At 66.7% G+C, this 20,046-nt stretch carries 19 protein-coding genes; 11 read left to right on the top strand and 8 right to left on the bottom strand.

Annotated elements, in window-relative coordinates; genetic code table 11:
- Nucleotides 1-54: 54 nt before the first annotated feature.
- Entirely contained in the window at nt 55-1,743 is a 1,689-nt protein-coding gene (locus VGV37_RS16140; protein WP_326880724.1) for a methyl-accepting chemotaxis protein, read from the top strand.
- 3 nt (nt 1,744-1,746) lie between these two features.
- Here the strand turns inward: VGV37_RS16140 and VGV37_RS16135 are convergent, their stop codons facing one another.
- A complete protein-coding gene (locus VGV37_RS16135; RefSeq protein ID WP_326880723.1) occupies nt 1,747-2,154 on the bottom strand; it encodes a DUF6481 family protein in 408 nt (135 codons plus the stop codon).
- 418 nt (nt 2,155-2,572) lie between these two features.
- On the opposite strand from VGV37_RS16135, the gene VGV37_RS16130 reads away from it, so the two are divergent.
- Nucleotides 2,573-2,974: a VOC family protein gene (locus tag VGV37_RS16130; RefSeq protein ID WP_326880722.1), complete on the top strand. Its 402-nt coding sequence runs from the start codon at nt 2,573-2,575 to the stop codon at nt 2,972-2,974.
- Between the two features lie 40 nt (nt 2,975-3,014).
- Here VGV37_RS16130 and VGV37_RS16125 read toward each other — a convergent pair whose 3' ends face one another.
- Nucleotides 3,015-3,482, bottom strand: coding sequence for an Lrp/AsnC family transcriptional regulator (locus VGV37_RS16125; RefSeq protein WP_326880721.1), 468 nt, complete (start codon nt 3,480-3,482; stop codon nt 3,015-3,017).
- Nucleotides 3,483-3,678: 196 nt separating this feature from the next.
- Between VGV37_RS16125 and VGV37_RS16120 the strand changes: the two genes are divergently transcribed.
- The 4 genes from VGV37_RS16120 to lpdA are packed head-to-tail and all read left to right on the top strand — an operon-like array spanning nt 3,679 to nt 8,634.
- Nucleotides 3,679-4,911: a 3-methyl-2-oxobutanoate dehydrogenase (2-methylpropanoyl-transferring) subunit alpha gene (locus VGV37_RS16120; protein ID WP_326880720.1), complete on the top strand. Its 1,233-nt coding sequence runs from the start codon at nt 3,679-3,681 to the stop codon at nt 4,909-4,911.
- 3 nt (nt 4,912-4,914) lie between these two features.
- Nucleotides 4,915-5,928 carry an alpha-ketoacid dehydrogenase subunit beta gene (locus tag VGV37_RS16115; protein WP_326880719.1) on the top strand — a complete coding sequence of 338 codons (1,014 nt, stop codon included), beginning with the start codon at nt 4,915-4,917 and terminating at the stop codon, nt 5,926-5,928.
- Nucleotides 5,929-5,930: 2 nt separating this feature from the next.
- Nucleotides 5,931-7,223, top strand: a complete 1,293-nt coding sequence (locus tag VGV37_RS16110; RefSeq protein WP_326880718.1) for a dihydrolipoamide acetyltransferase family protein — start codon at nt 5,931-5,933, stop codon at nt 7,221-7,223.
- A 4-nt stretch (nt 7,224-7,227) separates the two neighbouring features.
- A complete protein-coding gene (lpdA, locus tag VGV37_RS16105; RefSeq protein WP_326880716.1) occupies nt 7,228-8,634 on the top strand; it encodes a dihydrolipoyl dehydrogenase in 1,407 nt (468 codons plus the stop codon).
- Between the two features lie 4 nt (nt 8,635-8,638).
- On the opposite strand, the gene VGV37_RS16100 is transcribed toward lpdA, so the two are convergent.
- Both VGV37_RS16100 and VGV37_RS16095 read right to left on the bottom strand, forming a co-directional pair.
- Nucleotides 8,639-9,043 carry a type II toxin-antitoxin system VapC family toxin gene (locus VGV37_RS16100; protein WP_326880715.1) on the bottom strand — a complete coding sequence of 135 codons (405 nt, stop codon included), beginning with the start codon at nt 9,041-9,043 and terminating at the stop codon, nt 8,639-8,641.
- Nucleotides 9,043-9,384: a hypothetical protein gene (locus tag VGV37_RS16095; RefSeq protein ID WP_326880713.1), complete on the bottom strand. Its 342-nt coding sequence runs from the start codon at nt 9,382-9,384 to the stop codon at nt 9,043-9,045. Before VGV37_RS16095 ends, VGV37_RS16100 begins: the two co-directional genes overlap by 1 nt.
- A 34-nt stretch (nt 9,385-9,418) precedes the next feature.
- On the opposite strand from VGV37_RS16095, the gene VGV37_RS16090 reads away from it, so the two are divergent.
- The 4 genes from VGV37_RS16090 to VGV37_RS16075 all read left to right on the top strand — a co-directional run bounded on the left by VGV37_RS16090 (nt 9,419) and on the right by VGV37_RS16075 (nt 12,655).
- The gene (locus tag VGV37_RS16090; protein ID WP_326880712.1) at nt 9,419-9,811 is read left to right on the top strand and encodes a DUF305 domain-containing protein; all 393 of its coding nucleotides are present in this window, start codon (nt 9,419-9,421) and stop codon (nt 9,809-9,811) included.
- A 1-nt stretch (nt 9,812) separates the two neighbouring features.
- Entirely contained in the window at nt 9,813-11,267 is a 1,455-nt protein-coding gene (locus VGV37_RS16085) for a YncE family protein (RefSeq protein WP_326880711.1), read from the top strand.
- A 93-nt stretch (nt 11,268-11,360) separates the two neighbouring features.
- The gene (locus VGV37_RS16080; protein WP_326880710.1) at nt 11,361-11,885 is read left to right on the top strand and encodes a sigma-70 family RNA polymerase sigma factor; all 525 of its coding nucleotides are present in this window, start codon (nt 11,361-11,363) and stop codon (nt 11,883-11,885) included.
- Nucleotides 11,882-12,655, top strand: a complete 774-nt coding sequence (locus VGV37_RS16075; RefSeq protein ID WP_326880709.1) for an anti-sigma factor — start codon at nt 11,882-11,884, stop codon at nt 12,653-12,655. Before VGV37_RS16080 ends, VGV37_RS16075 begins: the two co-directional genes overlap by 4 nt.
- A gap of 106 nt (nt 12,656-12,761) precedes the next feature.
- Here VGV37_RS16075 and VGV37_RS16070 read toward each other — a convergent pair whose 3' ends face one another.
- The 4 genes from VGV37_RS16070 to VGV37_RS16055 all read right to left on the bottom strand — a co-directional run bounded on the left by VGV37_RS16070 (nt 12,762) and on the right by VGV37_RS16055 (nt 19,104).
- Nucleotides 12,762-13,268: a DUF1993 domain-containing protein gene (locus tag VGV37_RS16070; protein ID WP_326880708.1), complete on the bottom strand. Its 507-nt coding sequence runs from the start codon at nt 13,266-13,268 to the stop codon at nt 12,762-12,764.
- A 39-nt stretch (nt 13,269-13,307) separates the two neighbouring features.
- A complete protein-coding gene (locus tag VGV37_RS16065) occupies nt 13,308-14,702 on the bottom strand; it encodes an efflux transporter outer membrane subunit (RefSeq protein WP_326880707.1) in 1,395 nt (464 codons plus the stop codon).
- A gap of 8 nt (nt 14,703-14,710) precedes the next feature.
- On the bottom strand, nt 14,711-17,899 hold the full coding sequence (locus VGV37_RS16060) for a multidrug efflux RND transporter permease subunit (protein ID WP_326880706.1): 3,189 nt from the start codon (nt 17,897-17,899) through the stop codon (nt 14,711-14,713).
- Between the two features lie 71 nt (nt 17,900-17,970).
- A complete protein-coding gene (locus VGV37_RS16055; RefSeq protein WP_326880705.1) occupies nt 17,971-19,104 on the bottom strand; it encodes an efflux RND transporter periplasmic adaptor subunit in 1,134 nt (377 codons plus the stop codon).
- A gap of 357 nt (nt 19,105-19,461) precedes the next feature.
- Between VGV37_RS16055 and VGV37_RS16050 the strand changes: the two genes are divergently transcribed.
- A complete protein-coding gene (locus VGV37_RS16050; RefSeq protein WP_326880704.1) occupies nt 19,462-20,046 on the top strand; it encodes a TetR/AcrR family transcriptional regulator in 585 nt (194 codons plus the stop codon).

Here is a 20,046-nt window from a genome sequence, read left to right as displayed (position 1 = left end):
TCGTTAAAGATTTCGGCCGATCATCGTCGGGCGACCTTCGATTGGGGATATATCGTGCAACTCGGAAAACTGACCATCGGCCGCAAGCTCGGCTTGCAAAGCATCCTGGGCGCGGTGGCGCTGGCGATCATGCTGGCTGCGGCGCTGTGGATCGTCCGAGGCTCCATGCTGCAGGACCGGCTGTCGAAGGTCCGCGCCATCGTCGAGACCGAGCATTCCTCGCTCATGGCGCTCGACAAGCAGGTCAGGGCCGGCACCCTCAGCAAGGACGACGCCCTGAAGCGTCTGCGCGAGATCAACGACGCGATCCGCTACGACGGCAACGAATATCTGTTCGTGGTCGACCTGACCGGCACCATGGTCGCCCATGGCGTCAAGCCCGAGCTCGAGGGCAAGAACATGATTGGGTTCCAGGATCCGAGCGGGCTGAAGATCTTCGCCGCCTTCATCGACATCGCGCGCCGTGACGGCCAGGGCTCGCTGGAATATCTCTGGCCGAAAGCCGGCAGCGACCAGCCGGTGCCCAAGCTGGGCTACATCAAGCTGTTCGAGCCCTGGGGCGTGTTCATCGGCACCGGCATCTACCTCGACGATTTCCAGCGGGACTTCCGGGCCTTCGCCTGGCAGCTGGGCATCATCGTCGTCATCCTGGCCTTGGTGACCGGGGCGATCAGCCTGCTGGTCGGCCGGCGCGTCGCCCAGGCGCTGAACCGGCTGGGCCAGGGCATGCGGCGCCTGGCGGACGGCGATCTCGACGGCAAGGTACCGGAGCTCGACCGATCTGACGAGATCGGCGAGATGGCCCAGACCGTCCAGGTCTTCAAGGAAAACGCCCTCGAACGCCGGCGCCTGCGCCTGGACCAGGAGACCGCGCGCGAACGCGCCGAAACCGAGCGGCGGGAAATGCTGGGAACGCTCGCTTCGTCGTTCGAGGCCAGCGTCAAGACCGTGGTCGAGACGGTCGCCTCGGCAGCGACGGAACTCCGCGACAATTCCGAGCGCATGAGCGGCGTGGCCGAACAGGCGACCCTGCAGGCGAGCGGTGTGGCCCATGCCGGGGACAGCGCCACCGGCAGCGTCCAGGCGGTCGCCGCGGCGTCCGAGGAATTGTCGGCATCGTTCGGCGAGATCGCCCGTCAGGTCGACGATGCCAGCCGGATCGCGGCGCAGGCGAGCACGGCGGCGCGCGGCGCCAGCAGCTCGGTCGAAAGCCTGGCCCACCTGGCCGACACGGTCGGCGGCATCGTCCGCCTGATCAGCGAGATCGCGAGCCAGACCAACCTTCTGGCTTTGAACGCCACGATCGAGGCTGCCCGCGCCGGCGAAGCGGGCAAGGGCTTCGCGGTCGTGGCCGGCGAGGTCAAGAACCTGGCGATCCAGACCGCGAACGCGACCCAGGAGATCACCAAGCAGATCCAGGCGATGCAGGCGGAAACCCAAAGCACGGTCGGCGCCGTGCGCGGCATCGTCGAAACGATCGCGCGGGTCGACGCAATTTCGGCCGCGATCGCCGCCGCGGTCGAGCAACAGCAGGCAGCGACCCATGAGATCGCCCGCAACGTCGCCCAGGCAGCATCCGACACCGCGACCGTGTCGCAGGATGCGACCCAGGTCGCCGACGCCGTCGGTGAAACCGGACGGTCGGCCGCGAGCGTGCTGGGCAAAGCCACGACGCTCAGCCGGGAAAGCGACCGGCTACGCCACGAGATCGAGCAATTCGTGGCGCGGGTGCGCGCCGCCTAGCGCTTACTTGCGGGCCTTGCGCGCGGCGTAGCGCGCATCCCGCGCTGCCTTGCGTTCGAGTTCCGCATTGGCCTCGCGCTCCGACTCCTCGGCGAGGCGGGCCTCGTCGGCGATGCGGGCGGCGGCCTGCGCCGCTTCCTTCTCGGCCTTGGCCTTGGCGTCCTCGACGGCTTTTGCCTGCTTGGCCAGCTCGCGCTCCGCGGCGCGGGCCTCGCGGGCGGCCACCAGCGCAGCACGCTCCGCCTGCTTTTCGGCGGAGACGGAAGCCAATGCCGCAGTCTTCGCTTCGAATTTTTCGAGCGCGGCCTTCTTCGCGATAGCCGCCTTGTTCAACCGGTCGCCGAAATTTTGCGGCTTAAACGGAGCCATACCCACTGCCTCGTCGTAATCTGAGCCATTCAGATGACTCACTTTCGGGTCGGCGACAAGCCGGCTCGGTCGCAGGGCCGGCCCGCGTCTCAGCCGTGAGGGTACCTTCCAGGTCTGCCGGCGGCTTAGGCCTTGATCCGCGCTTTGGAAGCGTGTTAGCAGAATTCCGTCGCTGGTAGACCGGCGATCGTAAGCGTTTACGTCAACCAACGCGCAAATCGATCGGTCGATGCACGACTCCGCATCGTCGATCCTATGCGCTGGATTGATGTTGAAACCGCTCCCCCTCCCTTGCCTGCCCTCTGCCGCGTTCGCGCGGCGAGTCCGTCCGCCCTAGGCGCGCCCGACGAGCACATCAAGCCGTTCCTGCCGGCTTCCGCCGGGCCGGAGGACACTTGCATGCGCGGCCATACCCCCGCCGGCTCGATCCGAGCGCCACATCCTTCAAAGGAAACTACCGATGACCGACACGACCATGAAGCTCAATCATCTGAGCTTCCCTTCGTCCGACCTTGCCGCAACCGCGGCGTTCTTCGAAAAGCACCTGGGCTGCACCATCGCTTCCCGCGGCGATTGGGGCTGCATCCTGAAGCGCCCCGGCTTCGACATCGTGATCGAGGACGCGGCGCAGCACGCCGTGGACTGGCCGCCGAATTTCCATCTCGGGTTCGAGTTGCCGAGCGTGGCGGAGGTCGAGACCCTGTGCGGACGTCTCAAGGCCGACGGGATCGAGATGCAGCAGGATTTCTTCAAGCATCCGCGCGGCTCCCGCTTCTTCTGCCGCGCACCGGGCGGGTTCCTGCTGGAGATCAACACCCGCGCCGATGCAGAAGCGCCCTATCGCGGCACGTTCGACAATTGAAGGCGAGTGCCGGCTTCCCTGGGAGGCCGGCACGCTTTCCTTACGGCAATACCGACACCATCCGTTTCAGGCACCGCAAGGTAAAGGACGTGCGGCTGTGGCGGATGCCGGGCAGGCGATAGAGCCGCTCGCGCAGGAATTTCTCGTAGCCCGACGTGCCCTCGACCGCGACCTTGATCAGATAGTCGTACTCCCCGGTGGTCAGATAGGCCTCCAGCACCTCGGGGTAGGCGGTCAGCAGCGTTCCGAAATGATCGAGCGTTTCCTCGTCGTGATGGTCGAGCGTCACTTCGACGATGGCAATGTCGGGATAGCCCAGTTTCTCCTGGTTCAGCACGGCGACATAGCCTTCGATAAAGCCCTCGCGTTCGAGACGCTTCACCCGGTTCCAGCAGGGCGTGGTCGACAGTCCGACCGCATCGGCCAGCTGCGCCGTGGTCAGGCGGGCATCGTCGCGCAGCACACGCAGGATCTTTCGATCGGTTTCGTCGATGCCTCGTTTGTCCATGCTGCCGGCTCCGGTTTCGATACGCTGCAATGCAGCAGAATTATATTCTGGACCACTGCGGTTATTCCAGGACAGAAATCTGGAAGCACTCTGTCTACCGGTCGATAAAAGAACGTTCGGCTGGAAGCCTTGAGGTAGAATTTCCGCTTTCGCAGTTGCGGTGCGCGATGGCCGTCGCGCTCGTAGGAGAATGTCGATGAAGAACGAGATGCCGCTGGCGCTGCATATTCCTGAACCGAAGCTGCGCCCCGGCGACAGCCCGGATTTCAGCGACATGCACCTGCCCGCGGCCGGTGCCGCCCCCCGGCCCGACACCCATGCCGAGGCGCGCGACACCCATCACCTGGTCTACGACCTGATCCGCGTGCTCGACGACGAGGGCAAGGCGGTCGGCCCGTGGAATCCGAAGCTCGACCCGGAGACGCTGAAGCGCGGCCTGCGCTACATGCTGCTGACGCGCATCTACGACGATCGCATGCAGCGCGCCCAGCGCACCGGCAAGACCTCGTTCTACATGACCTGCACCGGCGAGGAGGCGGTCGCCGTCGCCCAGGCCATGGCGCTCGATCGCGGCGACATGTGCTTTCCGACGTACCGCCAGCAGGGCCTGCTGATCGCCCGCGACTGGTCGCTGGTCGACATGATGTGCCAGATCTATTCGAACTCGCGCGACCGGCTCAAGGGCCGGCAGCTGCCGGTGATGTATTCGTCGAAGGAAGCCGGTTTCTTCTCGATCTCCGGCAATCTCGGTACTCAGTTTCCCCAGGCGGTCGGCTGGGCCATGGCGTCGGCGTACAAGGGCGACACGCGGATCGCGGCGGCCTGGGTCGGCGACGGCTCGACCTCGGAGGGCGATTTCCACCACGCGCTGACCTTCGGCGCGGTCTATCGGGCGCCGGTGCTGTTGAACATCGTCAACAATCAGTGGGCGATCTCCAGCTACCAGGGCTTCGCCGGCGGCGAACTCACCACCTTCGCCGCGCGCGCCGTGGGCTTCGGCCTGCCCGGCCTGCGCGTCGACGGCAATGATTTCCTGGCGGTCTATGCCGCGACCCAATGGGCGGCCGAGCGCGCGCGCGCCAACCTGGGGCCGACGGTGATCGAACTGTTCACCTATCGCGCCGCCGCCCATTCGACCAGCGACGACCCGGACCGCTATCGGCCGGCCAACGAGGGCAAGTCCTGGCCGCTCGGCGACCCGCTGGAACGGCTGAAGCAGCATCTGGTCGGGCTGGGCATCTGGTCCGAGGCGGACCATGAGGCGCTGACCATGGAGCTGACGGAGATGGTCCGCGCCGCCGGCAAGGAGGCCGAGAGCTACGGCACGCTCGGCACCGGTCCGACGGTCAGCGCCAGCACCATGTTCGACGACGTCTTCAAGGAAATGCCGTGGCATCTGCGGCAGCAACGCCAGCAGTTGGGAATCTGAGCCATGCCGGCCATGAACATGATCCAAGCGCTCCGGTCCGCCATGGACGTGATGCTCGAGCGCGACCCTGACGTCCTGGTGTTCGGCGAGGACGTCGGCTTCTTCGGCGGCGTGTTCCGCTGCACCGAAGGGCTGCAGAAGAAATACGGCAAGCGGCGCGTGTTCGATGCGCCGATCGCGGAAGCGGGCATCGTCGCGACCGCGGTCGGCATGGGCGCCTATGGCCTGCGCCCCGTCGTCGAGATCCAGTTCGCCGACTATATCTATCCGGCGACCGACCAGCTGATTTCCGAGGCGGCGCGCCTGCGCTACCGCTCGGCCGGCGATTTCACGGCACCCTTGACCGTGCGCTCGCCCTATGGTGGCGGCATCTTCGGCGGCCAGACCCACAGCCAGAGCCCGGAGGCGATCTTTACCCATGTCGCCGGCCTGAAGACGGTGATCCCCTCCACGCCCTACGACGCCAAGGGCCTGCTGATCGCCGCGATCGAGGACGACGACCCGGTCATCTTCTTCGAGCCGAAGCGCATCTACAACGGCCCGTTCGACGGCCATCACGACCGGCCGGTGACGCCCTGGGCGAAGCATCCGGCGAGCGAGGTGCCGGAAGGCTATTACTCGATCCCGCTCGGCAAGGCCGCGATCGTCCGCCCGGGCGAGGCGGTGACCGTGCTGGCCTATGGCACCATGGTCCATGTGGCGCTCGCCTCGGCCGAACTGGCCGAGGTCGATGCCGAGGTGATCGACCTGCGTACGCTGAACCCGCTCGACATCGAGACGATCGTGGCCTCGGTCAAGAAGACCGGCCGCTGCGTCATCGTCCATGAGGCGACGCGTACCGGCGGCTTCGGCGGCGAATTGTCGGCGCTGGTACAGGAGCATTGCTTCCATCACCTGGAAGCGCCGGTCGCGCGCGTCACCGGTTGGGATACGCCCTATCCGCATGCGTTCGAGTGGGAGTATTTCCCGGGGCCCAAGCGCGTCGCCGAAGCGCTGCGCCAGGCGATGGAGGCCTAGAGATGGGACAGTACGTCTTCAAGCTGCCCGACGTGGGCGAAGGCACCGCCGAGGCCGAGATCGCCGCCTGGCACGTTTCCGTCGGCGATACGGTGACCGAGGACCAGCATCTGGTCGACATCATGACCGACAAGGCCGTGGTCGAGATCCCTTCGCCGGTCGCCGGCAGGATCGTGGCGTTGCACGGTGCCGCCGGCGAGATGCGCGCGGTCGGCGGCGCGCTGATCGAGTTCGAGGTCGAGGGCGCCGGCAATGCCAAGCCCGCCCCGGCGAAGCCAGCGGAAGCTGACGCCACGTCTGCGCCGGTCGTCGCCAAGGCGCCCGTGCCTAAACCGGTCGAAGCGAAGCCGGCGCCCATCGCCCCGGCGCCGGTCGCGCGCGAAGCGGCCAAGCCGGCGTTCGCAACGCGCGAGGCCGGCGACAAGCCGCTCGCCTCGCCAGCCGTGCGCAAGCGCGCCTGGGACCTGGGCATCGAGCTGCAATTCGTGCCCGGCACCGGCCCGGCCGGCCGCATCGGCCATGACGACCTGGACGGCTTCATCGCGGCCGGCGGCAGCACCGCCAAGCTGGCAGGCCCTGCCCGGGACGTGAAGCGCGAGGGTGTCGAAGAGATCAAGATCATCGGCCTTCGCCGCAAGATCGCCGAAAAGATGCAGGAGGCGAAGCGGCGCATCCCGCATTTCTCCTATATCGAAGAAATCGACGTCACGGCGCTGGAAGAGTTGCGCCAGCACCTCAACGCCACGAAGAAGGCGGATCGGCCGAAACTGACCATCCTGCCGTTCCTGATGCGGGCGATGACCAGGGTGCTGCCCGACTATCCACAGATCAATGCGCGGTTCGACGACGACGCGGGCGTGGTCCATCGCCATGCCGGAGTCCACATGGGCATCGCGACCCAGACGCCGACCGGCCTGGTCGTCACGGTCGTGGCCCATGCCGAGGCGCTGGACGTCTGGCAATCGGCGACCGAGGTCGCACGTCTCGCCGCCGCCGCGCGCGACGGCAAGGCGACGCGCGAGGAAATGTCCGGTTCGACCATCACCATCACCAGCCTGGGTGCCATGGGCGGGCTTGCCAGCACGCCGGTCATCAACCGGCCGGAAGTCGCGATCGTCGGCGTCAACAAGATGATCGACCGGCCGATGGTGCGGGACGGCCAGATCGTCGTCCGCAAGATGATGAACCTGTCGGCCTCGTTCGATCACCGGATCGTCGACGGCTGGGACGCCGCCGAATTCATCCAGCGGGTCCGGGCGCTGCTCGAGCAGCCCGCCACCCTGTTCATGGACTGACGATATGAGCGAAGCGTTGAAGACCCACGTCCTGGTCGTGGGCGGCGGGCCGGGCGGCTACGTCGCCGCGATCCGTGCCGGCCAGCTCGGCCTCGATACCATCCTGGTCGAGGGCGACAAGCTGGGCGGCACCTGCCTGATCCGGGGATGCATCCCGTCGAAAGCGTTGATCCACGTCGCCGAGAAGTTCGAGGGGATGGTCGCCGCCAGCGTGGAAAAAGGCGCGCTGGGCATCCATCTCGCCACCGCCCCCTCGATCGATTTCGCCGAGACGGTGCGCTGGAAGGACGGCATCACCGCCAAGCTCAACAGCGGCGTCGCGGCCCTGCTGAAGAAGGCCAAGGTCAAGACCGTGGCCGGCTGGGCGACCTTCTCGGACGGCAAGACCTGCACGGTCGAGACCGCCGAAGGTCCGGTCACGATCAAGGCCGACCACGTCATCCTGGCCCAGGGTTCGGTGCCGGTCGAATTGCCCATGCTGCCGTTCGGCGGCAACGTCATCTCCTCGACCGAGGCGCTGTCGCTCGAGACCCTGCCGAAGTCGCTGGTCGTGATCGGCGCCGGCTATATCGGCCTGGAGCTGGGCTCGGCCTTCCGCAAGCTGGGCGTAGAGGTCACGGTGCTGGAGGCGCAGGATCGCATCCTGCCGCTCTATGACGACGCGCTGGCCGCCCCCGTGCGCCAGTGGCTCGACAAGGCCGGCGTCACCCTGCACCTGGGGGCGAGCGCGCTCGGGCTCGACGCCGGCGGCGCCGTACGGGTCAAGGGCAAGGACGGCCAGGAATTCACCCTCGCCGCCGACAAGGTGCTGGTCACGGTCGGCCGCAAGCCCAGGACCCAGGGCTGGGGCGTCGAGGCCATGGCGGTCGATCTCGACGGTCGCTTCGTCAAGGTCGACGACCAGTGCCGCACTTCGATGCGCGACGTCTGGGCGATCGGCGACCTGGTCGGCGAGCCGATGCTGGCCCACAAGGCGTCTGCCCAGGGCGAGATGGTGGCGGAGATCATTGCCGGCCATCGCCGACATTTCCAACCCGCCGGCATTCCCGCGGTCTGCTTCACCCAGCCGGAGATCGTCAGCATCGGCCTGTCGCCGGCCGAGGCCGAGGCGCATGGGCTCGAGACCGTCGTCGGCCAGTTCCCCTACATGGCGAACGGCCGCGCCCTGACCCTGGAGGGCGACAAGGAAGGCGGCTTCGTCCGCGTGGTCGCGCGCAAGTCGGACCATCGCATCATCGGCATCCAGGCCGTGGGCTCCCACGTCTCGGAACTGTCCGGTGAATTTGCGCTGGCCCTGGAGATGGGCGCCGTTCTGGAGGATCTGGCCGGCACGATCCATGCCCATCCGACCCTGAGCGAGGCGTTCCACGAAGCGGCGCTGAAGGCGCTGGGGCACGCGATCCACATCTGAGCGGTCAGTCGGGCCTGAGCCAATTCTCGTGGTTCAGGCCCTCGATCCGCGAAAATTCCCGCTCGTTGTCGGTCACGACGGTATAGCCGAGCGCCATCGCATGCGCGGCGATGAACATGTCGTTGCCGCCGACGGGGGTGCCGCTCCGCTCAAGCTGGGTTCGAATCGCTCCATAGATCGCGTCGGCCGGCGCCTCCAGCGGTAGGATTTCAAATCCGCTCAGCACGATCTCAAGCTGGGCCATAAGCTTTGGCGAAGCTTTCCTTGTTGTTCCATAGCGCAACTCGGACGCCACGATGATGCTGGTGCAAACCTGCGCCTCCCCAATCAATTCGATCTGCTGCGCGATGCGACCAGCCGGATTGCGGACGAGATCGGAAATGATGTTCGTGTCGAGCAGGTAGCGCATCAGAGGTCGACCGGATCGGGCGGCAGATCCTCAATCTCTGGAAACTCTTCATCGATGGGTTCAAGCGTGGCCAACAAGGCCAACAGCGACTTCGGTGGAACGGGCTCGATGATCAGCCGATTGCCTTCCTTGCGCATGATGGCGTCCTCGCCCGGCAGCTCGAATTCACGCGGAATCCGGACCGCCTGATTTCGACCGTTCTTGAACAGTTTGACTTGGCGCTCGGGATACATCGCGATCTCCTCGGCATATGCCATAACATATGCCGTTTGGACATGAATTTCCAGATCCCGGAAAGATTTTCCAAAGCTGCGGAATAAAGCCGCCAGACCGGCGTCCACCCCATGACGGCGACCTCGCCATCATGGAGGCATCATGTGGAACCTTCCCCCGAAAACACTCCTCGCCCTCATCCTGGCGGGCATTGCCGCACCGGCCTATGCCGCCGATCCTGCTGAGAAGCCGTTCCTGGCCGAGAATGCCGCGGCCATGGGCAAGATGATGGACGGCATGGCGCCGAAGCCGTCGGGCGACGTCGACAAGGATTTCGTCGCCATGATGGTACCCCATCACCAGGGCGCCATCGATATGGCCCAGGCCGAATTGCGCCACGGCCATAACGAGCAACTGCGCCGCATCGCCCAGGAAATCATCGTCGAGCAGCAGCAGGAGATCGCGGCCATGCGCCTCGCCCTCGGCCAGCCGCTGCCCCCCTCTGTCGCCTCGCCCGACCAGGCGGCCGCAACGACCATGCACAAGGATCATTGACGTGAAACCAGCGCTTTTCCTGGCGACCTTGCTCGCCGCCACCGCCCTGTCGCCCGCGTTCGCCGGCCAGGCGCCGGGTGCGGCATCCGATCCCGACGTGGCGGTCAGCCACCGCGACCGGGTCTATGCGGCGGAGCAATTCTCCAACACGGTCTCGGTCGTCGATCCGGTCGACAACAAGACCCTGGGCGTGATCAAGCTGGGCGACCCATCGCCGGGCAATTTCAGCCCGCTCTACAAGGGCCAGGTCCTGGTCCATGGCATGGGCTTCTCGCCCGATCATCACACCTTGGCCGTGGTCTCGATCGGCTCGAACTCGGTCACCTTCATCGACACGGCGACCAACGCGGTCAAGCACACGACCTATGTCGGCCGCGCCCCGCACGAGGCATTCTTCACGCCCGACGGCAAGGAAGTTTGGGTCACCGTGCGCGGCGAGAACTATGTCGCCGTGCTCGACGGCACGACCTACGAGGAAAAGACGCGCATCGTGACGCCGGCAGGTCCGGGCATGCAGATCTTCTCGCCCGACGGAAAATACGGCTACGTCTGCTCCTCGTTCAATCCCGAGGTCGATGTCGTCACGGTCGCCGACCACCAGATCGTGGCGCAGGTGAAGCAGGACAGCCCGTTCTGCCCGAACATCGCGGCGACGCCCGACGGGAACCAGGTCTGGTTCACGCTGAAAGACATCGGCCGGACCGAAGTGTTCAACGCCAAGCCGCCGTTCAACGTGCTGACCTCGATCGACACGGGCCCGATCACCAACCACGTCAACATCGTCCACAACGCCAGTGGCACGTTCGCCTACGTGACCATCGGCGGGCTGAACGAGGTCAAAGTGTTCAAGACCGATGATTTCTCCCTGGTCGCGACCATACCCGTGGGCAAGCTGCCCCACGGCATTTGGCCATCGGGCGACGGCAGCAGGGTCTATGTCGGGCTGGAGAACGACGACGCCTTCGTCGCAATCGACACCTTGACCAACAAGGTCGTCGCCACAGTCCCGGTCGGCCAGGCACCGCAGGCCGTCGCCTATCTCTCCAATGCCGTGCCCGAGGGCGACGGGTTGCAGAACCTGGTGTCGCTGGGCGTTTCCGGCCAGGCGGTGCATCTGACGCTCGTGCCGACGGCCAGGGGCAAGGCGCCGGCCGAGGCACCGACCAGCGTCTCGCTGTTCGACCAGGGCCTGACCCAGGTGCTGCAGGCCTCGGTGACCGGGCTGCAGCCGAAGCAGCCCTATGTGCTGGCGCTCGCGACCAGGCCGGATGGCCGCGGCAAGCTGCAGTCGTTGCAGGCCTTCATGACCAACCCGGCTGGCGGCGCCATCGTCGATGCGATCGGCCCGATCCGGCAGATCGTGCAGAGCGAGGTCAAGAGCGAGCGCCGCTATCTGGTGATCGCGTCCGGCACCGCCGCCCAGACAGGCGCGCCGGTCCAGGTCCAGGCACAATAATGACAGGCCGTCCGGCGGAAAAGAATTGTCCCGCCGGACGGCCTTCGTCGCACTATGCTCGCTGGGAAAGGCATCGCGGGGGGTGAGCGAGCCATGAAAGACATGATGCTGCTGGTCGAGCCGATGATTCCGGCGCTGCGGCGTTACGCGCGGTCGTTGCTGCGCGACCGGTCCGCGGCCGACGATCTGCTGCAGGATTGCCTGGAACGGGCGATCACCCGCTGGCATCAGCGGCGCAACGACGGCGACGCGCGGACCTGGCTGTTCACCATCCTGCATAATCTGGCGATCAGCCGCCTGCGCCAGTTGGCCCGGCGCGGCCATCACGTCGGCCTCGACCAGGCCGACGAAGATGTCACCGCCCGGCCGGCGACCCAGGAGGACGGTCTGCGGCATCGCGAAGTACTGCGGGCGCTCGAGACCCTGCCGGAAGAGCAGCGCAGCGTGCTGTTGCTCGTCACGGTCGAGGACCTGTCCTACGCCGAGGCGGCACAGGTGTTGGACATTCCGGTCGGCACCGTGATGTCGCGCCTGTCCCGCGCCCGGGAAAAACTGTCGCGCGCCCTTTCGGAGGCTTCGGCCCCGACCCAGCGCCCGACGCTGCGGAGAGTGAAATGAGCGCCGGCCGCCCGATCACCGAGGAGGACCTGCAAGCCTACATAGATCGGCAACTCGATGCGGCGCGGGTGACCGAGGTCGACGAATACCTGACCCAGCATCCGATCGAGGCCGGCCGGATCGCCGGTTATGGCCGCGATCGCGACGTGCTGCGCGCAGCACTCGCTCCCTTCGCCGAAGAGCCGATACCGCCGGAATTGAACCTCGGCCACATGATCGAAGCGCGCCGGGCACCCCAGCGTCAATCGTGGCGCACCGCCGCGGCGGCGGCCGTCCTCCTGATGCTGGGCGGCCTCGGCGGCTGGACGCTGTCCCACGAGGACGGACCGGCGCCCGGCGGCATCGCCTCACTGGCCCAGGAGGCGGCCGAAAGCTACATGGTCTATGCGCCCGACCATCTGCGACCGGTCGAGCTGCGCGCCGACGATCGCGGCGAACTGGTGCATTGGGTATCCGAGCGGTTGCAGCACCCGGTCGCCGTCCCCGACCTGGCGTCCTCCGGCTATCGCTTCATGGGCGGGCGGCTGGTGCCGACGCCGCATGGCCCGGCCGCCCTGTTCCTCTACGACGACGATCACGGCGTCAGGCTCGCCATGCTGGTCCGGCCCATGACGATCGAGCGCGACATGCCGTTGGCCGAGCATTCCCATGGCGCCATCAACGGCTTCGCCTGGTCCGACCGGGGCCTCGGCTACAGCCTGGTCGCCTCGGCCTCGGCCAAGGACCTGCAGTCCCTCGCGGTCGAGGCGAAGCGCCAGACCGCGAGCTGACGCCCAGAGCGCTTATCGTTCGGATGAACTCATCTGAACGACGAGAAATCGCTCCAGATCAATAACGTCTCGGCGATCTTCGATCACGAGGTGATCGAGAATCGCTCTACGGATTGCCGAGATAGTCCAGCTTGCCGACCGCCAGGCCATTGTGGCGCAGGATCGCGTAGGCCGTGACCACGTGGAAATAGAAATTCGGCAGCGCCAGGCCCTGGAGGTACGAGGCGCCGGTCAGGTGCACGTCACCGCCGGGCCGCTTCAGGACGATCTCGCGGCCCTCCTGGCCCTGGATCGCGGCGGGATCGACGCTCTTCAGGAAAGTGACGGTCTTGGCGATACGCTCCTGCAACTCGACGAAGGTCGCCTCGGTATCCGGAAAGCTGGGCGCCTCGACGCCGGACAGGCGGGCGGCGCCGAACTTGGCCGCGTCGCTGGCGGACTGGACCTGGCGGGCCAGCGAGTACATGTCCGGCGCCAGGCGCGCGTTGATGAAGATCGCCGGGTCGATCTTCCTGGCCTCGGCGTGGGCGACCGCTTTGTCCAGGATGGACGACAGCTGGCCGAGCGCGCGCAGGAAGACCGGGATCGAAGCGTCGTAGAGCGTGAAGGACATGGGAAGACTCCTGGAAAGAGGATGGGGCGCCAACCGGGCTCAGGCCCAGCTGCCGCCGAGCGCCTTGTAGATGGCGACGATGTCGGTGTTTGCACTGGTCTCCGCGGCGGTGAGCGCGTCTTCGGCCTGAAGCTGGGTCCGCTGGGCGTCGAGCAGGACCAGGAAATCGGTCGTGCCTTCCTGGTAGCGGATCCGCGCCAGCTCGGCCGCCCGGCGCGAGGCCGCGACCTGATCCGACAGCTTGCCGATCTGGGCCTGCTGCTGGTGATAGGAGTCGAGCGCGGTCTCGAGATCCTCGATCGCGCGCAGAACGGTCTGGTCGTAGTTGGCCAGGCTCTCGTCCGACTTCGCTTCCTGGGCACGCAAACGGGCATGGGCACCGCCCAGGTCGAGCGCCGGCCAGGTCACGGCCGGCGCCACCGAATAGGCGCCGGCGCCATGGGTGAACAGCTGCGAGACGTCGCCCGACAGCAGGCCGATGAAGCCGGTCACCGTGACCCGGGGAAACAGGTCGGCGGTCGCGACGCCGACACGCGCGGTTTCGGCCGCGAGCCGCCGTTCGGCCGCCTGCACGTCAGGCCGGCGGCGCAGGAAGCCGCTGGCGTCGCCGATCGGCAGAGCCTTGACCAGGGGCTTCGCCGGTGTGGCGAGCGGCGCCAGTTCGGCATCGAGCGTGCCCGGCCGCTCACCCACCAAGACGGCCAGGCGCTGGGTGGCCCGCGTCTCGTCGGCCGTGAAGGCCGGGATGGTCGCCTCGATGCCGGCGAGCCGCGCCTTGGCGCTCTCGATGTCGGTCGGATCGCCCCGGCCGACCTCGACCCGGGTCTGGGTCAACTTCAGCGTCTCGCGCTGGGTCTGGGCGTTATGCTCGGCCACGACCCGGCGGTTCTGCGCGCCGCGCAGTTCGAAGTAGTTGCGCGCGACCTCGGCCGCGACGGTGACCTGGGCGTCGCGCGCCTCGGCCTCGGTCGTGCCGGCATCGGCATCGGCCGCCTCGACGCTGCGCTGGACATGGCCGAACAGGTCGATTTCCCAACCGGCATCGAAGCCCAGGTCCGCGCTCTGCACGTTCGCCCGCTTCGTGCCGAAGCCCGGCACCTGCTCGTAGCTGCGATTGTAGCCGCCGGAACTGGTGACGCGCGGGAACTGGTCGAGCCGCCGATCGTCGAACAGGGCACGGGCCTGGCGGACCCGGTCGACCGAGGCGCGCAGGTCGAGATTGCCCGCGAGCGCCCGTTTGACCAGGCCGTCGAGTTCCGCATCCTCGAACGCGTGCCACCAGTCGGCGTCCGCGTCGGACTGGATGAAGCTGACCGGATCGGCGTGCTGGACGACGACCGGGGCGGGTTCCGGGGCCTTGTAGTCGGGGCCCACGGCACAGGCGGCCGCCAGCAGCGAGACGCTGCCGAGCAAGGCCGAACGGAGAAGTTTCATGACGCGCCTCAAACCGGCAAGGAAGGTGAAGGAAGCGCCACATCGGGCTCTTCCACGTGCTTGGTCAGCGGTCGCCCGCTCAGCCGCCGGATCGTCCAGTAGAAGACCGGCGTCAGCACCAGGCCGAACAAGGTGACGCCCAACATGCCGGAGAAGACGGCGATGCCCATGGCGCGCCGCATTTCCGACCCGGCGCCTTCGGAGAGGACGAGCGGCGCCACGCCCATGATGAAGGCGATCGAGGTCATCAGGATCGGCCGCAACCGCAGGCGGCAGGCCTCGAGCACCGCATGGAGCGTGGTGTCGCCTTCCATCTCGCGCTCGCGGGCAAACTCGACGATCAGGATCGCGTTCTTGCAGGCGAGGCCAACCAGCACGATCAGGCCGATCTGGGTGAAGACGTTGTTGTCGCCCCCGGTGATCTGCACGCCGGCCAGGGCCGAGAGCAGGCACATCGGCACGATCAGGATGACGACGAGCGGCAGCGACCAGCTTTCGTACTGCGCCACCAGCACCAGGAAGGCGAGCAGCACGCAGATCGGGAAGATGTAGACCGCCGTGTTGCCGGCCAGGATCTGCTGGTAGGTGAGCTCGGTCCATTCGAAGCTCATGCCGTTGGGCAGTTCCTGCTTGGCCAACGCCTCGATCGCCGCCTGCGCCTGGCCCGTGCTGTAGCCCGGGGCCGGGCCGCCGTTGATCTCGGCCGTCAGGTTGCCGTTATAGTGGTTGGTCGATTCCGGCCCGGTCGTCTCGTTGACCGTGACGAAGGCACCCAACGGGATCATCTGACCCGCCTGGTTGCGCGTCTGCAGCTTCAGCACGTCCTCGGGCTGCAGGCGGAAACGCTGGTCGGCCTGGACGTTGACCTGGTAAGTGCGGCCGAACCGGTTGAAGTCGTTGACGTAGAGCGAGCCCAGATAGACCTGCATGGTCTCGAACAGGTCGCCCAGCGCCACGCCCTGGGCACGGGCCTTCTCGCGATTCACGTCGGCACGGATCTTGGGCACGCCGATCTGGTAGCTCGAGAAGATGCCGGCGAGGCTCGGGTCCTTGCGCGCCTTGGCGATCAGATTCTGCGTCGCCTTGAAGAGCGCGTCGGGGCCGAGGCCCGCATGATCCTCGATCTGCATGCGGAAGCCGCCGATCGTGCCCAGGCCCTGCACCGAGGGCGGCGGGAACACCAGGATCCGCCCTTCTGAGATGACGGAGAATTCCTGGTTCAGCTTGGCCGCCAGTGCCGCCGCCGACATGGAGGGATCACGCCGCTTGTCGAACCCGTCCAGCACGGCGAACACGATGCCGGAATTGGGGCTGTTGACGAAGCCGTTGATCGACAAGCCGGGGAACGAGACGGTGTGGACGATGCCCGGTGTGTGCTTGGCAATGTCGTCCATCCGCCGGATCACCGCCTCGGTCCGGTCGAGCGAGGAGGCGTCGGGCAGTTGCACGGCTGAGACGAGGTAAAGCTTGTCCTGCTGCGGCACGAAGCCGGTCGGTGTGCGCATGAAGCTGAAGGCGGTCAATCCCAGCAGGCCGACATAGAGCACGAGCGCCGGCACCGAGCGGCCGACCAGCCGAGAGACGCCGCCGACATAGCCGGCCGACGCCCGCGCGAACACACGGTTGAACGGCCGGAAGAACCAGCCCAATACCGCGTCGAGCAAGCGCTCGAACCGGTCCTTGGGCGCATGGTGCGACTTCAGCAGCACGGCGGCGAGCGCCGGCGACAGGGTCAACGAATTGAAGGCCGAGATCACCGTGCTGATCGCGATGGTCAGCGCGAACTGCCGGTAGAACAGGCCGGTCAGGCCGCTGATGAAGGCCGTCGGCACGAACACGGCGCACAGCACGAGCGCGGTCGAGACGATGGGGCCGGTCACTTCGGTCATGGCCTTGCGGGCCGCCGCCGCCGGCGCCAGGCCCAGCGCGATGTTGCGCTCGACGTTCTCGACCACGACGATCGCGTCGTCGACCACGATGCCGATGGCCAGCACGAGACCGAACAGAGTGAGCGCGTTGAGGCCGAAGCCCAGCATCAGCATGATTGCGAAGGTGCCGATGAGCGACACCGGCACCGCGATCAGCGGGATGATCGAGGCGCGCCAGCCCTGCAGGAACACCACGACCACGAGCACGACCAGCAGGATGGCCTCGAACAAGGTGTGGACGACGGCGTGGATCGATTCGGTCACGAAGCCGGTCGTGTCATAGGCGATGTCGTAATCGACGCCCTCGGGGAAGTCCTGCTTCAGCTTCTCCATGGTCGACTTGACGTCGGCGGCCATCTGAAGGGCGTTGGAGCCCGGCCGCTGGAACACCGGAATGGCGACCGCCTGCTTGCCGTCGAGCAGCGAGCGGAGCGCGTAGCTGTCGGCACCCAGTTCGATGCGGGCGACGTCGCGCAGATGGCTGATCTCGCCATCGTTGCCGGCCCGGATGATGATGTTGCCGAATTCGTCCTCGCTGGTCAGGCGGCCCTGGGCGTTGATCGAGATCTGGAAATCCGCCTTGCCGTCGACCGGCGGCGCGCCGAGCTGGCCGGCCGCGACCTGAACGTTCTGCTCCTTGAGCGCCGCCACGATGTCGCCGGCGGTCATGCCGCGGGAGGCGAGCTTCTCCGGATCGAGCCAGACCCGCATGGAATAGGGGCCCGAACCGAAGGTCTGCACGTCGCCGACGCCATAGGCACGGGCCAGCGGATCCTTGACGTGGAGCTGGGCATAGCTCGACAGGTACAGCATGTCGTAGCGGTTGTTGGGCGAGGTCAGATGCACGACCAGGATCAGGCTGGGCGACGCCTTGGTCGTGGTGACGCCGACGCGCTGCACTTCCTGCGGCAGGCGGGCCAGCACCTGGGCGACCCGGTTCTGCACCAGGACCTGCGCCTTGTCGCCGTCGGTGCCCAGCGCGAAGGTGATGGTGAGGGTCATGACGCCGTCGGCGGTCGACTGCGACGACTGGTAGAGCATGCCTTCGACGCCGTTGATCGATTGCTCGAGCGGCGAGGCGACGGTTTCGGCGATGGTCGAGGGCTCGGCGCCGGCATAGGTCGTCTTCACGATGACCGTCGGCGGCACGACTTCCGGATATTCACCGATCGGCAGCTGGGGCAAGGCCACCAGGCCGGCAATGAAGATGACCATGGAGAGCACGGCCGCGAAGCGCGGCCGGTTCACGAAGAATCGGGAGAAATTCATGATCGCGCTTTCCGCGAGAGAACGTGAAGGGGGCGTGCGGGCCCGTCAGGGCCCGCTGCCGATCCCGAAAACTACTGGTAGAGCGCTGCGACCTGCGGAGCCGGCGTCGTGACCGGATCGACGATGTCGCCGGACTTCACCTTCTGCAGGCCGCTCACCACGACGACGTCGCCGGGTTGCAGGCCGGAGCGGATGACGCGCATCTCGCCGACGGCAGGCCCAAGGGCCACCGGCCGGTATTGCACCGCGTGCTGGGCATCGACCACGAGCACGAAGCGGCGGCCGAGATCGGTGCCGAGCGCGCGTTCCGGCGCCAGCGCCACCTTTTCGGTACCGACGCTCATCAGCCGGATGCGGGCGAACAGGCCTGGGGTCAGGCTGCCGTCTTCGTTCTCGAAGATGGCGCGACCGTTGATCGTGCCGCTCTTGGAATCGAGCGCATTGTCGAGGAACGCCAGGGTGCCGTGATGAGGGTAGCCATCCTCGGTCATCAGGCCCAGTTCGACCGGCGCGCCGCGATCGCGCTCGGCGGCGGCATATTTCAGGTAGGTCTGCTCGTCCGTATTGAACGAGGCGTAGAGCTTGCCGTCGGACACCACCCGGGTCAGCAGGTCCGCGGTCGTCACCAAATTGCCGTGGGTGATGATCGCCTTGGAGACCCGGCCGTCGATCGGCGAGACCACATGGGTGAATTCCAGATTGAGTTGGGCCATGCGCAGCGCGGCCTGGGCGGCACCGAGATCGGCCTTGGCCGACGCCGCTTCGGCCTGCAGCCGCTCGAACTCGCTGCGGGCGACCGCGTTCTGCGCGATCAGCCGCTGGCCGCGTTCGCCATCCGCGACGGCCACGACCGATTTCGCCTTGGCGCGATCGACCTCGGCCGCCAGCCGGTCGACCTCGGCCTGGAACGGCCGGGGATCGATCTGGAACAGCACCTCGCCCTTCTTGACCTTGGCGCCGTCCTTGAATTTGACCTCGTCGATGAAGCCGCCGACCCGGGCGCGCACCTCGACCGAATCGATCGCTTCCAGATGGCCGGTGACGTCGTCCCATTGATGCAGGTCGCGGAACACGACGCCGGTCACGTCGACCTTGGTCGGCGCCGCCGGCGGTGCCGGCTGGGACTTGGCTTCCTCGCCGCAACCGGAGAGGACGGTGCCGGCGAGCAGGAGAGTGGAGAAGGCGGCGGCGAACGAAAGGCGCATGGCGAATTCCTGTGGCACCCCCAAGGCGGGGCGGGTGCGAGAAGGGCAGATGGGTCCGCTCGCTGGAGCGTGACGCGGAACACCGAAAGGGAGGCCGGCGGATCGGAACTGCTCGATTCCGAATCGTACCGATCGGTACAGTACCGTCTAGGTAGGGAGGGAACCGGACGACGTCAACGGGTTCCCTACCATTTGGTATGAATTTATTTTGCAACTGCGAACGAGCGGTTCGAACAGGTGCGAGGAGCCTGCCGATCCGGTACAGGACCGATCGACGCGCCATGCTGGGATGACTGGACGTCCCCTGTCAAGCGCATTACATATCGATCGGTAGGAAATAATAAGGACCGATCGGCGATGGGACGCCCTCGCGAATTCGACATCGACGACGCGCTCGACGGCGCCTTGGACCTGTTCTGGCGCAAGGGCTACGAGGGCACGTCGCTGTCCGACCTGACGCAGGCCATGGGCATCACGCGGCCCAGCCTCTATGCGACTTTCGGCAATAAGGAAGAACTGTTCCGCAAGGCGTTGGACCGGTACGACAGTACCTGCATGGCCTTCACCCGCGAAGCGATGAAGCAGCCGACCGCGCGCGCCGTCGTCAGCCACCTGCTTTATGGATTTGCCGACGCGCAGACCGATCCGGTCCATCCGTCCGGCTGCATGGGCATGAACGGCGCGCTCGCCTGCTCCGAAGAGGCGGAGCCGATCAAGCAGGAACTGGTCGGCCGCCGGGTCGCCGGCGAGGCCGTGCTGGGCCGCAGGCTGGAAGAGGCACGTGCCAGCGGCGACCTGCCCGCCGACTGCGATCCGGCCGAACTGGCGCGCTATGTCATGACCCTGGCGCATGGCATGGCGGTCCAGGCGACCTCCGGCGCCGGCCGCGAAGCGCTCTACAGCATCGTCGCCATGACGCTCAGGGCCTGGCCGTCGGCCTGA

Origin of the sequence: Aliidongia sp. (assembly GCF_035943795.1) — a bacterium.
Taxonomy (GTDB): domain Bacteria; phylum Pseudomonadota; class Alphaproteobacteria; order ATCC43930; family CGMCC-115725; genus Aliidongia.
This window is presented reverse-complemented; position numbering and strand designations above follow the sequence as displayed.

Bases quoted from the DNA above. Each gene is read 5' to 3' on its own strand.
- VGV37_RS16130 (WP_326880722.1), top strand. From the start codon at position 2,573: ATGACCGACACGACCATGAAGCTCAATCATCTGAGCTTCCCTTCGTCC.
- VGV37_RS16125 (WP_326880721.1), bottom strand. From the start codon at position 3,482: ATGGACAAACGAGGCATCGACGAAACCGATCGAAAGATCCTGCGTGTG.
- VGV37_RS16120 (WP_326880720.1), top strand. From the start codon at position 3,679: ATGAAGAACGAGATGCCGCTGGCGCTGCATATTCCTGAACCGAAGCTG.
- VGV37_RS16115 (WP_326880719.1), top strand. From the start codon at position 4,915: ATGCCGGCCATGAACATGATCCAAGCGCTCCGGTCCGCCATGGACGTG.
- VGV37_RS16110 (WP_326880718.1), top strand. From the start codon at position 5,931: ATGGGACAGTACGTCTTCAAGCTGCCCGACGTGGGCGAAGGCACCGCC.
- lpdA (WP_326880716.1), top strand. From the start codon at position 7,228: ATGAGCGAAGCGTTGAAGACCCACGTCCTGGTCGTGGGCGGCGGGCCG.
- VGV37_RS16100 (WP_326880715.1), bottom strand. From the start codon at position 9,043: ATGCGCTACCTGCTCGACACGAACATCATTTCCGATCTCGTCCGCAAT.
- VGV37_RS16090 (WP_326880712.1), top strand. From the start codon at position 9,419: ATGTGGAACCTTCCCCCGAAAACACTCCTCGCCCTCATCCTGGCGGGC.
- VGV37_RS16080 (WP_326880710.1), top strand. From the start codon at position 11,361: ATGAAAGACATGATGCTGCTGGTCGAGCCGATGATTCCGGCGCTGCGG.
- VGV37_RS16075 (WP_326880709.1), top strand. From the start codon at position 11,882: ATGAGCGCCGGCCGCCCGATCACCGAGGAGGACCTGCAAGCCTACATA.
- VGV37_RS16070 (WP_326880708.1), bottom strand. From the start codon at position 13,268: ATGTCCTTCACGCTCTACGACGCTTCGATCCCGGTCTTCCTGCGCGCG.
- VGV37_RS16065 (WP_326880707.1), bottom strand. From the start codon at position 14,702: ATGAAACTTCTCCGTTCGGCCTTGCTCGGCAGCGTCTCGCTGCTGGCG.
- VGV37_RS16060 (WP_326880706.1), bottom strand. From the start codon at position 17,899: ATGAATTTCTCCCGATTCTTCGTGAACCGGCCGCGCTTCGCGGCCGTG.
- VGV37_RS16055 (WP_326880705.1), bottom strand. From the start codon at position 19,104: ATGCGCCTTTCGTTCGCCGCCGCCTTCTCCACTCTCCTGCTCGCCGGC.
- VGV37_RS16050 (WP_326880704.1), top strand. From the start codon at position 19,462: ATGGGACGCCCTCGCGAATTCGACATCGACGACGCGCTCGACGGCGCC.